Genomic DNA, 13,855 nt, shown 5'->3' with positions numbered 1-13,855 from the left:
GTTACGCATGTGCGTGATCTGTGCTTCTTGTGTTCACAAGTGCACAGACACAGGAACTCCGATATGATGGCTTCGGTTCCAGGACCCGCCAGCGTGCTTGCGATGAGGCGCCGGCTGCGGGAGCCAGTTTCACCTTGGAACCCGCAGATCACATGACCCGCTCGCAACCCAGCGTGCCCGAGCTCTATCAGCATGTGCTGGTCGTCGAGGACGACCCGATCATTGCGCTCGGCTTGGAAGACACCATCACTGATCTCGGTGTGGCCGAGGTCAGAATCGCGGCGAACGTCGCCACGGCGCTCGCCATGATCGAGGAGCGGGCGCCGGAGTTCGCGCTGCTCGATGTCGGCCTGGTGCGCGAAAAGAGCTTTGCGATCGCCGAGCGTCTCAGCACGCTCGGCATCCCCTTCGCATTTTCGACCGGCTACGGCGCCGACGGCGTGCCCACAGCGTTTTCCGACCGGCCGCGCTTGCCGAAGCCCTGCCCGACCGATGCCCTGGAGGTCGTGCTGCGGCGACGCGACTAGTCGTCGCCGCAGCGAAACGCCGTCAGCCCAGCTTCGGATCGAGCGTGGTCGACCACAGCGCAACGTCGGCACGGTCGCGCAGGGTCACGGTCATCTGGCCGCTCGCCCCGTCGATCTTGACGTGACCGAAGAACTGCATGCCGGCCGACGGCGGCAGGTTCTGCTTGTCGAGACCGGGCGCCTTGATGAAGCGCACCTCGGGGCCGAAGGTGTTGTCGAGGTCGTTCGGACCGAACGTGCCGGCATGCAGCGGACCCGAGACGAACTCCCAGAACGGCTCGAAGTCCTGGAATTGCGCCTTGTTGGGATCGTAGTAGTGCGCGGCGGCGTAGTGCACGTCGGCCGTCAGCCATACGGTATTCTGGATCGGCGCCGTCTTGATGAAGCGCAGGATCTCGGCGATCTCCAGCTCGCGGCCGCGCGCCGGACCGTCGCCCTGCGCGATCGCCTCGGAGCCCTTTTTGTTGGCCGCGTCATCATAGACGATCAGGCTGAGCGGCATGTCGGAGGCGATCACCTTCCAGGTCGCGCGCGAATTCAGCAGCGCCCGCTTCAGCCAGCGCATCTGCTCCGGCCCGATGAAGTAGGACGACGGGCCATAGCTGTCCTCGAGGTTCGGACCGTTGGCACCGCGATAGCTGCGCTCGTCAAGCACGAACACATCGAGATGCGGGCCGTAATTGATCGTGCGATAAACCCGGCCCGGCTCAACGATGCTCTCGCGCATCGGATACATTTCGTGGAAGGCCCGCGCGGCGCGCGCCGCGAGCAGCTGGATGTTGCGCTCCTTGTAGGCCGCCGGCAGGTCCTTGGAGGCCGACCAGTTGTTGGTCACCTCGTGATCGTCCCATTGCACGAAGATGGGCACCTCGGCATTGAAGGCCCGCACGTTCTCGTCGAGGAAATTGTACTTGTGAGCGGCGCGGAATTCGTCGAGCGTCTCGGCGACCTTGGCCTTCTCCTCCACGGTGAGGTTCTTCCAGACCTTGTTGTCCGGCAGCTTGACTTCGGACTTGATCGGACCATCGGCATAGATGGTGTCGCCGGAATGCAGGAAGAAATCCGGACGATGCTTCTTCATCGTCGCGAAGGTGAACATGCCGCCATCGTCGGGATTGATGCCCCAGCCCTGGCCGGCGACGTCGCCGCCCCAGACGAACGACACGTCGCGTTTGTTGCCTGGCGCGGTGCGGAAGCGGCCGACCATTGGCTCGCTCTCGACGGCGGTGTGGGAGAGGTCGCGGAATTTGACGCGGTAGAAGATGTCCTGGCCGCTCGGCAGATTGTCGATCAGCATCTTGGCGGTGAAGTCGCTCTCCGGCAGCACCGCGATCGGCGGCAGCGCGCGGGCGTCCTTGAACGATTCGGTGGTCGCGACCTCGACCAGCATCTGCGACGGCCGGTCGGCACGCGCCCACACCACGCCGCCGTCCATGCTGACATCGCCGGACTGCACGCCATGGGTGATCTGCGGCCGGTCGGCCGCGCGGCTGAGATAGGGGGTCGCAAGCGTCGTGACGCCGGCGGCAGCGGCCGTCGAGAGGAAGCGGCGGCGCGACAGACGAAGCGACGGCGGGCGGACAAGATGAGCGGTCATGGGAATCTCCTGATCGGCTCGCGCGCGAAAAAGGACGCGCAGCGCCATGGCCGGCAGACCTAGGAAAGATTGATGACGCTGCAATTACACGGCTGGTCGAGACGCACGCGGCAGGCGCGGCGCCGGCTCACGTCCCGGCGGCGCGGAGCTGAGCGCTGGTCCGCTGCAGGTTGGCCGGCATGCTCATCAGGATCAGCTTGCGGTCGGCCACCGCGTTGTGGAACTGCTCGAGCGCGATGTTGAACGCGGTCAGCGCGGCGTGCTCGATCGCGCCGTCCTCGAAGCAGGTCAGCGTGTTGCGCAGGATCTCGTCGGCCTCGGCCTGGAGCTGGTCGAGCTCCTCGGTCGAATCGCTCTTGCGCGCGATCGTGATCATCTCCAGCAGCCGGTCGCGCAGCGAGGTGTTGATGGTGCGCTCGTCGCGCTTGAGATAGCCCGCGAACCAGGCGCCGGCCGAGCCCATCGCAGACAGCGCCATCAAGCTCCACCAGATGTAGTCGCTGTAGCGGTCGAGGAAGGTCTTCTCCTCGCCGTCGACGAATGCGGCGGCACCGGGATGAGCGGGAATCGCGGCGTCCTTGTCGGTGTCGGGCGTTTCGATCTTGGCGGTGAGCGGGAATTCCGACAGCAGCTGCTGGCGGGCCGAGAACAACTGATGCGTAAAGGCCGAGACGGTGGAATCGGCGAGACCCTTGCGGGCAACAACGTGGTGGTTGAAGCTGATCGTCTTGACTTCGTCTTCCGGACGGTCAGGCGAGCCGCCGAACGCGCCCGAGGGAATCTCGGCGGCCTCGTACTCCGGATGGTTCTGCGCGATGGCCTCGGCCGAATCGATCGCCAGGAAGGTCGGCGTGCCGCCGTCCTTGGTGGCGGCCGCGATCGCATCGGCGGTGATCTTGCTGTTGATCGGCCCGGCGGCGAGATAGACGTCCGCCTTCTGGTTACGGACGGCTTCGGCGGCCTCGGTGATCGGGAATTGCACGATCTCGACCTTGCCGGCATCGACGCCATACTGGTGCAGGATCACCTTCAGCAAGTTGGCGTTGGCCGGGGTGCGGCCGATGATGCCGACCTTGTGGCCGGCGAGCTGGGAAATCTTGGTGATCTTGGCGCCGCTCTTGCGGCCCTTGCCCTTGCCGGCCGGCGGCACCCAGAGCACGGCCACGTTCTTGCGCAGGGTGGCGACGGCCTGCGCGTTCTTCGGCACCTCGAGATCGCCGCGCACGATCGCGAGGTCGACCTTGCCGGCAGCCAGCGCCTGCGCACTCTCGCCGGCGCCTTCCGTCGGTACCGGGCGGAGCCGGACATAGGCGTGGTTCTGCGAGAACGCCTGGGTGAGGGCCTGGACGACCTTGAGGTCGTCACTGTTCGGCGGACCGACCGCGATCTTGAGCACGACCGGCCGCATGGCAAAATAGTACGCACCCGCCAGCGCGCCGACGATCGCGAGGATCCCGGCGATGACGATGAACACGGCAGGGCGCATCTGGGAGCGCTGTGCTGGCGTGGTCTGGGTGTCTGCCAGGTCCGTTCCTCCGGTCACCTCGAGCCGGGAAACGACGCCAGGGGCGGCTTCGTCCGGCCTCGACCTCCGATAATGCCGAACTGTAGCAAATTTCTTGTCCGCCCGGGGTGACATCTGCGTCATGGTTACCGTGGCACGAGTGCTCGGGCAGACAACCATGGCGAGACGGCGATCCGGCGGCGCTGCTGTGACAAGGCTCTGACGGGGAAGCGGTTTCCAGTCACCGGCCCGAGAGGATCGGGGCGCGTGATCCGGACCGGCGCGATGACCGTAGGGATCCGGACGGATCGATCTGTGCGAGGAAGAGGACGAGAGGAGGACATCGAGATGGCCCAACCACTTTCAGGGGACGCACGCGCCCATGCCTTGCGCGAGCTTTCCGGCTGGTCCGAGCTGAACGGCCGCGACGCCATCACCCGCACCTTCACCTTCAAGGACTTCAACGCGGCATTCGGCTTCATGACGCGGGTCGCATTGATCGCCGAGAAGCAGGACCATCATCCCGAATGGCGCAACGTCTACCGCACGGTCGAGGTGGTGCTTGCCACCCACGACGCCGGAGGCGTGACCGCCCGCGACATCGCGCTTGCCACCGCAATGAACGCGATCGCAAGCGAGATCGGCGACTGACCGAGATCGCTGCCCAGCGACGTCTTGCAGCAGAGGTCGTCATCCCCACATGTCGGCTCGATGGCTGCGCCACCGCGCAGCCTCGGAACCGGAGATCGGACATGGTGTCGGATTCGGCCGACTACAGCGTCGGCTTCGAGCCGGCGGAGCGGCTGGCGCAGGATCGCGAGACGCTTCGCCGTCGTTTCTGGGTGAAGTTCAAGAAGGTCGTTGCGCGGCTTCCGTTCGCCGAGGAGCTGCTCGCGGCCTATTACTGTGCCTTCGACAAGGAGACGCCGCGGCACGTGCAGGTGTCCCTGCTCGGCGCGATCGCCTATTTCGTGCTGCCGTTCGACTTCGTTCCGGACGTGCTGCCGATCCTCGGCTTCACCGACGACGCGGCGGTGCTCGCCACGGCGATCCGCATGGTGACCTCGAACATCACGCCCGATCATCATGCCGCCGCCCGCGCCATGCTCGCGCGACTCGCATCGGACAGGTCCGCGAAAGATTCGGCGGATGACGATCATCGCGACTGAGGGTGGCCACGTCAGGCGGCATGCCCAGGAGACCAAAAGCCCCGCTCGGACATCCGAGCGGGGCTTTTCAGTTCATGCCGACAGAGCCGAGGCGTGCCCGGCGGGCGGTCTCGTCAGCGGCCGCGCGCCTGGGCGCGGGCGCTGCCGGTCTTCTCGGCCTCCCAGGCCTGGTACTGCTTGAACAAGGCTTCGCGATCCGCCTCGCTCGGCAGCGCCTTGCCGGCGTTGCTCTGCTTCAGGAAGTCGTCGAACCGATCGCGCTGCGCGCCCTCCATCGCGTGGCTCTCCAGCCATTTGCTGGCGGCGGGCAGGCGCTGCCAGCCGGCGAGCGGCGCCGACAGCGACACTTCCTTCCACTTCGGATGGAAGGGCGGGTTCTGGAACGCCGGGAATTTGGTGAAGAACGCATCGACGAAGGTCGCGAGCTTGCGGTAGCGGTCGGTGTTCGGCGCCCAATTATAGGCGGCAAGCACCGCGGGCACCGCGATCGTATCCACCTTCTCACCTTCGGCGATCAGGTTCGGATAGTCCTTCGCCGTCAGCGTCGCCGGCAGATAGTCGGTCTGCAGCGGGCGGTCGTAGTCGACATTGACGAGGTGGAAGCGGCCGTCGTTCACGAAATTGCTGACCGACTTGTAGGGCTTGCCGCCGACGACGATGACCGCATCGAGCTCGCCGCGCTTCAGCTTCTCCATCGCGATGCGCTGCTCGATATAGGCGAAATTCGCGCGCAGGCCGAGGCGCTCGAACACGGTGAGCGCGGTGACGAAGGTGCCGCCATTGGGCAGGTCGACGCTGACGCGGCGGCCTTCGAGGTCGCGCAAGGTACGGACCGCGCGCGGCGCGATCACCTGCATCTCCTCATTGTAGAGCTTGGTGACGTAGGTGAACTGCCGCTTGATGTCCTTGGCGAACCCCTTGCGCTCGAGATAGTCGAGCGTGTCGGCGCGGACCACGCCGAGATCGACACCCTGCAGGAACAGGATGTCAGCGACGCTCTGCACCGAGCCGCGGCCGACGATCGGCAGCACGCGCAGGCTGTTGCCGTCGTCGAGCAGCGAGGCGAGGTCGGCGCCGAACTGCACATAGGTGCCGCCGATGGTGCCGGTGATGAGCGTCACCGTGTTGGCGTTCAGTGCCTGCTTGGTCTGCACGGAGCCGAACTGAAAGATTGCCTTCAGGCTGTCGCTCACCTTGGCGGGATCGAACTCGCTTTCCTCGGCGTGGGCGGCGAAACCGCACGCCATCATCACTGCGGCCAGGGCCGCTCCAAACAGACGTCGCATGTGTCCCCCTTGGTGAAGGCTGGCACATGATTGCGGGCCGGCACGCGCGCAGCGCCGGACTCTCCCGGCACGGCCATGAACGGCTCGAAAATCATGCGTGAAACAAAAAAATCAAACGGGGACGGCATCACTGCCGTCACGAGCTTCAATTCTGCAGCTGGTCGAGCCGGCGCTGCGCCTCGGCCGAACCGAGCTGGGCGGCGCGGCGGTACCAGTTGCGAGCCGCCGCCGGATCGGCGTTGATGTTGCGGATGTCCTTCGTGCCCAGCACGTGGGGATCGTAGGTCTGCGCCAGCATCAGGGCAGCGGCGGGTTCCTGCGCCTCGGCAGCGCGCTCGAGCAGCAGGCGGGCGGGCGGGATGTCGCCTGCGGCGAGCAGGCTCTTGGCGCGCTTCATGATGCCCGCGAGTTCATCCGGATCGAGCCGGCGGACCTGGGCGGGCGGCGGAGCCGCGGTCACGGCGCCGAGCCCCGGCGCGGTGATCGCCGATCCGGCACCGGGCGACGTGATCGAGGACGGCACCATCGCGGCGGGGGCCGCGGCCGACGGCACCGGAGCCGAGGGCGCCGTCGCAAAGCTCGGCGCGGCCGCGGATGGCGTGGGCTGCGTCACGGCGCGGTTCTGCAGGGCCGTTTGGTAGGCGTTGGCGATGTCGTCGCGTGTCGGCGCCACGGCTGCGGTCTGCACCGGCGTCGCGGCCGCGGCCGGCGGCTCGGGCGGCAACCGGGCCGGCTCGTTCAGCTGCATGTCGCGCGCGGTAAGCTGGGTGTTGGTCGGCTGCGGCGGCGCCGTCGGATCAGGCGTGGCGCCGATCATCGACGCCTTCGCCGAGGCAATCAGATCGCGGGTCGCATCCGATGTGACCAGCGCGAACAGCACGGCCACGCCGGCCGCGGCCACGACCGCAAGCAGGATGCGCGAGGAGATCGACGTCCGGCGTGTCCGGACCGGCCACTGGTCCTCGAACTCCGTGCTCTCGATCTGGTTGCCGCCGTCATATTCCGACAGGAACATCGGCATCGATTCGTCGTTGGGATAGTTGTCCTGGGTCGACCGGCCGAACCGATAGTTCGACGGACGCTCCTGCGGTGGATCGTCAGGGAAGGGCCTGTAGTCGGGGCCGGAAGGAGCCCGCTCGTTGAACCGTCCACGCGTCGTCCGCTCAGCCATGGCCTTCATCCCCATCTCAACTTCACGCAACAAACTTTGAGTCCCAAGCCCGCCAGAAGCTCGAGACACGTCACGATTGCTAGAGGCACCCCACTGCCGACAACTAATTGACTAATTGAATCCGACTAAAAGTGGACGAGAGCCGGCATGATTCTGGAAATATTTTGATCTGATTGTGACGACGCACGTGCGATATCGGGCGGCGGAAAACCCGGAAACATCGAGATTACAATGAGAAAGTCATACTATTAACCTTGCCACAATGTGTCGAGGTTGCGTTAACCAAGAAACGCTCGTTTTCGGATTTGCGGCCTGAGGTTGCATCGTGCCCACGCGAGAATGCGCCTATCGCACGATAGTCCGACAAGTTTGCGCCGTATCGCCGTCACGACGCCGTCCATCGCGATCCATCCTTCGCGTAACGGATGAGCGCGGGCGTGCTGGAGACCACACCCGCTAGCCCGGGCCAGGCAGGCCCGAGGCCGCAGCATCTCATCCCGTCACGGATGCAGGATCACCTTGCCCATTGCCTGGCGACCGGCCAGCACCTTCAGCGCATCGGCGGTCTGCGCCAGCGGGAACGTGCGGTCGACATGCGACGACAGCTTGCCTTCGGCGGTCCACTGCACGAGCTTCTCGAGATTGGCACGGTTCTTGGCCGGGTTGAGCCGGGTCCAGGCGCCCCAGAACACGCCGCGAATATCGCAGCCCTTCAGCAGCGCCAGGTTCAGCGGCATCTTCGGAATGTCGCCCGCCGCGAAGCCGATCACCAGGAAGCGGCCTTCCCACGCGATCGAGCGCAGCGCCGCCTCGGCATACGTGCCGCCGACGGGATCGAAGATGATGTCGGCGCCCTTGCCGTCCGTCAGCCGGCGCAGCCCCTCCTTCAGATCCTCCTTCGCATAGTTCAGCGTCAGGCTGGCGCCATGCTGCCTGGCGAACTCCAGCTTCTCGTCGGAGGACGCGCAGGCGATCACCTTGAGGCCCATCAGCTTGCCGAGCTCGCAGGCGGCCAGCCCGGTGCCGCCGGCCGCACCGAGCACGGCGAGCGTTTCGCCAGGCTTCGGGCTGGCGCGGTCTTCGAGCGCATGCAGGGCCGTGCCGTAGATGATGATGATGCCGGCAGCGCGGTCGAAATCGAGATTGTCCGGAATCTTGACGATCGACGCTGCCGGCAGCGCGATCTTCTGGCGCGCGCCGTTATGGCCGCAGGAGGCCACCACGCGATCGCCGACCTTCAGCTCGGTCACGCCGTCGCCGACGCTCTCGATCACGCCTGCGACTTCCGCGCCCGGCGAGAACGGGAACGGCGGCTTGATCTGGTACTTACCCTGGATCATCAGAATGTCGAAGAAGTTGAGCGCCGCAGCCTTGATCGCAATCACAGCCTCGCCGGGGCCGGCCACCGGATCGGGCACGTCGGCGAAGACGAGATCGTCGGGCTGGCAGAATTGCGAGCAGAGAATGGCTTTCATGGGCGCTCCTTGTTTCGTTGCTGCCGGCTTGGATCCGGCTTGGGAACGTCATGCCGGATTTGCCGGCGCGCCACAATCCATGATGACGGCATGGGCCGCGGGCCGGCCATCGCGATGCACCGGCTTTGCAAGCGAAGCATTTAGCCGCTATCCATCGCGTTCGAGGTCAGCGATTCCGGGCCATTTTCCAGTCACAATATTGGTGGAACGAAGTCGCGGGGGAACTTAGCACATCATGTTTGGGCGATTGTTGACAGCGCTGGTCGGCGGCGCGCTGCTGGTCGGAGTGCCGAGCCTCGCGGCGGCGCAGGGTTCTGCATCGAAGGCCGGCGCTCCGCAGCCGAAGGCCGCGCCGAAATCGGACGCCAAGCCGGCCGTGCCGAGCATCGGCGGCGCGGAGCCGACATTGATCGGCCAATTCGGTGGCTGGGGCGCCTACACCGCTTTGCCTGGCGGCAAGAAGGTGTGCTTCGCGCTGGCCAAGCCGGCCTCGTCCAAGACCAACCCGCCCAACCGTCCGCGCGATCCCGCCTATGCCTTCGTCTCGACCCGGCCCTCCGAGAAGGTTGTGAACGAGGTGTCGATCATGATCGGCTACGCGCTGAAACCAGGCACCGACGGCTCGCTCGATGTCGGCGGCGCGTCCTATTCGATGTACGCGCAGGGCGACGGGCTCTGGATCAAGAACGCCGCCGAGGAGGAACGCATGGTCGAAGCCATGCGCAAGGCCCCGGAGGCGGTGGTGAAGGGTGTCTCAGCCAAGGGAACCGAGACCACCGACGTGTTCTCGCTGAAGGGCCTCGCCCAGGCGCTCGACCGCATCGCCCAGGATTGCCGGCGCTGAACGGCCGGCTGATACCGCCGGCGGCCAGACCGGTCGCATTTGCCGGCCGAATTGTTATATAGACCCGCTGAACGCCTTCGGCCGCGACGGCCGGGCAGCAATTTGGGCCCATCGACATGGCAACGACTGCCGGGCTGCGCGACACCGCCGCGCCCCTCGAAAAGATTCCGCTCGAAACCTACGTGCCGCCGGCGAAGCCGTCGTTGATCGGCCAGTCGCGCGCGGAGCTCGCGGCGCGGCTCGGCGAGATCGGCGTGCCGGAGCGGCAGCAGAAGATGCGGGTGCAGCAGCTGTGGCATTGGCTGTATTTCCGCGGCGCCAGATCCTTCGACGAGATGACGTCAGTATCCAAGCACACGCGCAACGGACTGGCCGAGCGCTTCACGGTCGATCGTCCCGAGGTCGTGGCCGAGCAGATCTCCAATGACGGGACCCGCAAATGGCTGCTGCGGCTGCCGAGCGGCGACGGCCTGCAGAAGGCCCATGAGGTCGAGTGCGTCTACATCCCCGAGACCGACCGCGGCACGTTGTGCGTCTCCTCGCAGGTCGGCTGCACGCTCAACTGTTCGTTCTGCCACACCGGCACCCAGCGGCTGGTGCGCAACCTGACCGCAGGCGAGATCGTCGGCCAGATCATGGTGGCGCGCGACCGGCTCAACGACTGGGCCGACCGCGAGACGCCGCACGGCAATCGCCTGATCACCAACATCGTCATGATGGGCATGGGCGAGCCGCTGTACAATTTCGACGCGGTCCGCGATGCGCTGCTGATCGTCTCCGACAATGAAGGCATCGGCATTTCCCGCCGCCGCATCACGCTGTCGACCTCCGGCGTGGTGCCGAACATCAAGCGCGCCGGCGAAGAGATCGGCGTGGCCCTGGCGATCTCGCTGCATGCGGTGCGCGACGAACTGCGCGACGAACTGGTGCCGCTCAACAGGAAGTACCCGATCGCCGAGCTCTTGCAGGCCTGCCGCGACTATCCCGGCGCGTCGAACGCGCGGCGCATCACCTTCGAATATGTGATGCTCAAGGGCGTCAATGATTCGCTCGACGATGCCAGGCTGCTGGTCAAGCTGTTGAAGGGCATTCCAGCCAAGATCAATCTGATCCCGTTCAATCCGTGGCCGGGCTCGGCCTATGAATGCTCGGACTGGGAGCAGATCGAGAAATTCTCCGAATACGTCTTCAACGCCGGCTATTCCTCGCCGGTGCGCACCCCGCGCGGCCGCGACATCCTCGCCGCTTGCGGCCAGTTGAAATCGGAGACCGAGAAGCTGTCGGCGAGGGAGCGCCAGGCGCTGCGCGCGATGGCGATGACGGATTGATGATTGTCCGCGCCTGCATCTCCCAGCACCATCGTCATGCCCGGGCTTGACCCGGGCATCCATCCCTCACCGCGAAAAGTTTTTTAGTGATGGATGGCCGGGTCAAGCCCGGCCATGACGAATGAGAGAGAAGCACTTTCATGTCTGACATGAGATTGACGCCATGGCGCTGATCGGCCGGCTCATCGTGATCGCGTTCGCGTTCCTGCTCGCATCCTTCGTCGCGGGGCTTGTCGTCGTCACCGCGATCCTGATCCCGGAATTCTCCGACATCGGCATCGGACCGATCGATCAGAGCGCGCTCCAGGTCGTCATCGGCTTCGGCTTCATCTTCGTGTCGGGCTTTGCGCTGATCCCGGCGCTGCTGATCGCGCTGATCACCGAGGCGTTCTCGATCCGCAGCGTGCTGGCCTATGCGATCGGCGGCGGTCTGGTCGGCGCGGCCTGCTATCTCGGCCTGATCCCGTTCGATCCGGAGACACTGCACTTCGAGGGCATCGTCCGCCGCCAGCTCGAGATCCTGACCGGCGCGGGCATCCTCGGCGGCCTGATCTATTGGCTGATCGCGGGCCGCAATGCCGGCCGCTGGCGCGAGCCGCCGCGATTGGCTCCCCCTCCGCCGCTGCCCTCGGGATCGCCGCGGTGAGCCTTTCCATCGCCATCGGCTTTCGCTAAACCGCGCGCCATGAACCGCAACGGACTCTTCATCGCGTTATCGCTCGCACTCGTCATCGGCGTGCTGTTCGGCGTCTATCCCGAGCTCGACCTCAAGCTCGCCGCGCTGTTCTACGATCCGCACACGCGCAGCTTCCCGCTCAAGCTCGACGGCACCGCCGCCTTCGCGCGCGACGCCGCGATGTGGATCGCCTGGGGGCTCGCGCTGCCCTCGATCATCGCACTGGTCGTGAAGCTGATCCGCCCCGATCGGCCGCTGTTGATCAAGGGCCGCACCATCGCCTTCCTGCTGCTGACGCTGACGCTGTCGGCCGGCGTGCTCACCAACTTCACCTTCAAATCCTATTGGGGCCGCCCGCGTCCGGTGGTCGTGACCGAGTTCGGCGGCGACATGCAGTTCGTGCCGTATTGGGATCCGCGTGGCGGCTGCGGCCGCAACTGCTCGTTCTTCTCCGGCGAGGGCGCCACCGCGTTCTGGACGCTCGCCCCGGCCGCATTGACGCCACCCGCGATCCGCCCCGTCGCCTATGCCGCCGCCGTGCTGTTCGGCCTCGCCACCTCGGTGCTGCGGATGGCGTTCGGCGGCCATTTCTTCACCGACATCGCCGCCGCCGGCCTCGTGACCTTCGTCGTGATCTGGCTGGCGCATGGCTACATCTACCGCTGGCCGTCGACGCGCCTGACCGACGCCGGCGTCGACGCCGCGCTGACCCGCTTCGCCATGCCGGGCTTCCGCCTGATGCGCCGGCTGTTCGGCCGCCGCCGCGAGGCCGATACCAGCCCCGCCGCCTGAGCACGGCCGGCCGAGATTAATCGCGTGCCCCCCGGGGCGAAATCTGCTATCCGCGCCCGAATTTCGGCAACGAAACGGCCATCAACACCGGTTGGACTCCCATGACCACGATCCTCAAAGGCCTGCCTACGGGCGAGAAAGTCGGCATCGCCTTCTCCGGCGGGCTGGACACCAGCGCCGCGCTGCTCTGGATGAAGCAGAAGGGCGCGCGCTGCTTCGCCTACACCGCCAATCTCGGCCAGCCCGACGAGTCCGACTATGACGAGATCCCGCGCAAGGCGATGAGCTTCGGCGCCGAGAAGGCGCGCCTGGTCGATTGCCGCACCCAGCTGGTGCACGAGGGCATCGCCGCGATCCAGTCCGGCGCCTTCCACATCTCGACCGGCGGCATCACCTATTTCAACACCACCCCGCTCGGCCGCGCCGTCACCGGCACCATGCTGGTCGCCGCGATGAAGGAGGACGGCGTCAACATCTGGGGCGACGGCTCGACCTACAAGGGCAACGACATCGAGCGGTTCTACCGCTACGGCCTGCTGACCAATCCGAGCCTGAAGATCTACAAGCCGTGGCTCGACCAGCAGTTCATCGACGAGCTCGGCGGCCGCGCCGAGATGTCGGCGTTCCTCACCGCCAACGGCTTCAATTACAAGATGAGCGCCGAGAAGGCGTATTCAACCGACAGCAACCTGCTCGGCGCGACGCATGAGGCCAAGGATCTCGAGAATCTCAACAGCGGCATCCGCATCGTCAACCCGATCATGGGCGTGCCGTTCTGGCGCGAGGACTGCGCGGTCAAGCCGGAGACGGTCGTCGTCCGCTTCGAGGAGGGCCAGCCGGTCGCGCTGAACGGCCAGAGCTTCAGCGACGCGGTGGCGCTGTTCCTCGAAGCCAACGCGATCGGCGGCCGCCACGGCCTCGGCATGAGCGACCAGATCGAGAACCGCATCATCGAAGCCAAGAGCCGCGGCATCTACGAGGCGCCGGGCATGGCGCTCTTGCACATCGCCTATGAGCGTCTCGTCACCGGCATCCACAACGAGGATACGATCGAGCAGTACCGCATGAGCGGCATGAAGCTCGGCCGCCTGCTGTATCAGGGCCGCTGGTTCGACTCGCAGGCCCTGATGCTGCGCGAGACCGCGCAGCGCTGGGTCGCGAGCGCCGTCACCGGCGAGGTGACGCTCGAGCTGCGCCGCGGCAATGACTATTCGATCCTCAACACCGAGAGCCCGAACCTGACCTATCAGCCGGAGCGGCTGAGCATGGAGAAGGTCGAGGACGCCGCCTTCACGCCGGCCGACCGCATCGGCCAGCTCACCATGCGCAACCTCGACATTGCCGACACCCGCACCAAGCTGAAGCTCTATTCGGACACCGGCCTGCTGTCGGGATCGGACGGCGCGCAGATCTTCCAGCTCGGGCATGACAAGGGCTGAGCGAATCCGCCGAGAGCGCGGCACATGACGAATGGCCGGGACCACTC

The 13,855-nt window shown here is 65.9% G+C and carries 13 protein-coding genes; 8 read left to right on the top strand and 5 right to left on the bottom strand.

Going from position 1 to position 13,855, the window contains the following annotated elements; translation table 11 throughout:
- The first annotated feature begins 152 nt into the window (after positions 1 to 152).
- The gene (locus ACQR1Y_RS19115) at positions 153 to 527 is read left to right on the top strand and encodes a response regulator (RefSeq protein WP_434857896.1); all 375 of its coding nucleotides are present in this window, start codon (positions 153 to 155) and stop codon (positions 525 to 527) included.
- Positions 528 to 549: 22 nt separating this feature from the next.
- Here ACQR1Y_RS19115 and ACQR1Y_RS19110 read toward each other — a convergent pair whose 3' ends face one another.
- On the bottom strand, positions 550 to 2,124 hold the full coding sequence (locus tag ACQR1Y_RS19110) for an alkaline phosphatase D family protein (RefSeq protein ID WP_434877712.1): 1,575 nt from the start codon (positions 2,122 to 2,124) through the stop codon (positions 550 to 552).
- A 127-nt stretch (positions 2,125 to 2,251) separates the two neighbouring features.
- Positions 2,252 to 3,610 carry a TAXI family TRAP transporter solute-binding subunit gene (locus tag ACQR1Y_RS19105; RefSeq protein ID WP_434877713.1) on the bottom strand — a complete coding sequence of 453 codons (1,359 nt, stop codon included), beginning with the start codon at positions 3,608 to 3,610 and terminating at the stop codon, positions 2,252 to 2,254.
- Between the two features lie 366 nt (positions 3,611 to 3,976).
- On the opposite strand from ACQR1Y_RS19105, the gene ACQR1Y_RS19100 reads away from it, so the two are divergent.
- Positions 3,977 to 4,279 carry a 4a-hydroxytetrahydrobiopterin dehydratase gene (locus ACQR1Y_RS19100; protein WP_434857899.1) on the top strand — a complete coding sequence of 101 codons (303 nt, stop codon included), beginning with the start codon at positions 3,977 to 3,979 and terminating at the stop codon, positions 4,277 to 4,279.
- Between the two features lie 101 nt (positions 4,280 to 4,380).
- The gene (locus ACQR1Y_RS19095; protein ID WP_434857900.1) at positions 4,381 to 4,797 is read left to right on the top strand and encodes a YkvA family protein; all 417 of its coding nucleotides are present in this window, start codon (positions 4,381 to 4,383) and stop codon (positions 4,795 to 4,797) included.
- Positions 4,798 to 4,910: 113 nt separating this feature from the next.
- Here the strand turns inward: ACQR1Y_RS19095 and ACQR1Y_RS19090 are convergent, their stop codons facing one another.
- The 3 genes from ACQR1Y_RS19090 to ACQR1Y_RS19080 form a co-directional block, all read right to left on the bottom strand.
- The gene (locus tag ACQR1Y_RS19090; protein ID WP_434857901.1) at positions 4,911 to 6,083 is read right to left on the bottom strand and encodes a TAXI family TRAP transporter solute-binding subunit; all 1,173 of its coding nucleotides are present in this window, start codon (positions 6,081 to 6,083) and stop codon (positions 4,911 to 4,913) included.
- 145 nt (positions 6,084 to 6,228) lie between these two features.
- Complete coding sequence (locus ACQR1Y_RS19085; RefSeq protein ID WP_434857902.1) at positions 6,229 to 7,254, bottom strand: hypothetical protein; 1,026 nt, start codon at positions 7,252 to 7,254, stop codon at positions 6,229 to 6,231.
- A 500-nt stretch (positions 7,255 to 7,754) separates the two neighbouring features.
- Complete coding sequence (locus tag ACQR1Y_RS19080) at positions 7,755 to 8,729, bottom strand: NADPH:quinone oxidoreductase family protein (RefSeq protein ID WP_434877714.1); 975 nt, start codon at positions 8,727 to 8,729, stop codon at positions 7,755 to 7,757.
- Positions 8,730 to 8,964: 235 nt separating this feature from the next.
- Here ACQR1Y_RS19080 and ACQR1Y_RS19075 point away from each other — a divergent pair, with 235 nt between their 5' ends.
- The 5 genes from ACQR1Y_RS19075 (at position 8,965) to argG (ending at position 13,808) form a co-directional block, all read left to right on the top strand.
- Positions 8,965 to 9,573: an invasion associated locus B family protein gene (locus tag ACQR1Y_RS19075; protein ID WP_434857904.1), complete on the top strand. Its 609-nt coding sequence runs from the start codon at positions 8,965 to 8,967 to the stop codon at positions 9,571 to 9,573.
- Positions 9,574 to 9,689: 116 nt separating this feature from the next.
- Positions 9,690 to 10,901 carry a 23S rRNA (adenine(2503)-C(2))-methyltransferase RlmN gene (rlmN, locus tag ACQR1Y_RS19070; RefSeq protein WP_434877715.1) on the top strand — a complete coding sequence of 404 codons (1,212 nt, stop codon included), beginning with the start codon at positions 9,690 to 9,692 and terminating at the stop codon, positions 10,899 to 10,901.
- A gap of 163 nt (positions 10,902 to 11,064) precedes the next feature.
- On the top strand, positions 11,065 to 11,547 hold the full coding sequence (locus ACQR1Y_RS19065) for a hypothetical protein (RefSeq protein ID WP_434877716.1): 483 nt from the start codon (positions 11,065 to 11,067) through the stop codon (positions 11,545 to 11,547).
- Between the two features lie 39 nt (positions 11,548 to 11,586).
- On the top strand, positions 11,587 to 12,369 hold the full coding sequence (locus tag ACQR1Y_RS19060; RefSeq protein ID WP_434857907.1) for a phosphatase PAP2 family protein: 783 nt from the start codon (positions 11,587 to 11,589) through the stop codon (positions 12,367 to 12,369).
- 101 nt (positions 12,370 to 12,470) lie between these two features.
- On the top strand, positions 12,471 to 13,808 hold the full coding sequence (gene argG, locus ACQR1Y_RS19055) for an argininosuccinate synthase (RefSeq protein ID WP_434877717.1): 1,338 nt from the start codon (positions 12,471 to 12,473) through the stop codon (positions 13,806 to 13,808).
- The last annotated feature ends 47 nt before the right edge of the window (positions 13,809 to 13,855 follow it).

Origin of the sequence: Bradyrhizobium sp. HKCCYLRH3099 (assembly GCF_051167855.1) — a bacterium.
Taxonomy (GTDB): domain Bacteria; phylum Pseudomonadota; class Alphaproteobacteria; order Rhizobiales; family Xanthobacteraceae; genus Bradyrhizobium.
Note: the sequence above shows the minus strand (reverse complement) of the source record. Positions and strands in the feature narration are given on the sequence as shown.

Excerpts from the sequence above, each read along its gene's own strand:
- ACQR1Y_RS19095 (WP_434857900.1), top strand. The coding sequence starts at position 4,381 with ATGGTGTCGGATTCGGCCGACTACAGCGTCGGCTTCGAGCCGGCGGAG.
- ACQR1Y_RS19090 (WP_434857901.1), bottom strand. The coding sequence starts at position 6,083 with ATGCGACGTCTGTTTGGAGCGGCCCTGGCCGCAGTGATGATGGCGTGC.
- ACQR1Y_RS19085 (WP_434857902.1), bottom strand. The coding sequence starts at position 7,254 with ATGGCTGAGCGGACGACGCGTGGACGGTTCAACGAGCGGGCTCCTTCC.
- ACQR1Y_RS19080 (WP_434877714.1), bottom strand. The coding sequence starts at position 8,729 with ATGAAAGCCATTCTCTGCTCGCAATTCTGCCAGCCCGACGATCTCGTC.
- argG (WP_434877717.1), top strand. The coding sequence starts at position 12,471 with ATGACCACGATCCTCAAAGGCCTGCCTACGGGCGAGAAAGTCGGCATC.
- rlmN (WP_434877715.1), top strand. The coding sequence starts at position 9,690 with ATGGCAACGACTGCCGGGCTGCGCGACACCGCCGCGCCCCTCGAAAAG.
- ACQR1Y_RS19115 (WP_434857896.1), top strand. The coding sequence starts at position 153 with ATGACCCGCTCGCAACCCAGCGTGCCCGAGCTCTATCAGCATGTGCTG.
- ACQR1Y_RS19100 (WP_434857899.1), top strand. The coding sequence starts at position 3,977 with ATGGCCCAACCACTTTCAGGGGACGCACGCGCCCATGCCTTGCGCGAG.
- ACQR1Y_RS19110 (WP_434877712.1), bottom strand. The coding sequence starts at position 2,124 with ATGACCGCTCATCTTGTCCGCCCGCCGTCGCTTCGTCTGTCGCGCCGC.
- ACQR1Y_RS19075 (WP_434857904.1), top strand. The coding sequence starts at position 8,965 with ATGTTTGGGCGATTGTTGACAGCGCTGGTCGGCGGCGCGCTGCTGGTC.
- ACQR1Y_RS19065 (WP_434877716.1), top strand. The coding sequence starts at position 11,065 with ATGGCGCTGATCGGCCGGCTCATCGTGATCGCGTTCGCGTTCCTGCTC.
- ACQR1Y_RS19105 (WP_434877713.1), bottom strand. The coding sequence starts at position 3,610 with ATGCGCCCTGCCGTGTTCATCGTCATCGCCGGGATCCTCGCGATCGTC.
- ACQR1Y_RS19060 (WP_434857907.1), top strand. The coding sequence starts at position 11,587 with ATGAACCGCAACGGACTCTTCATCGCGTTATCGCTCGCACTCGTCATC.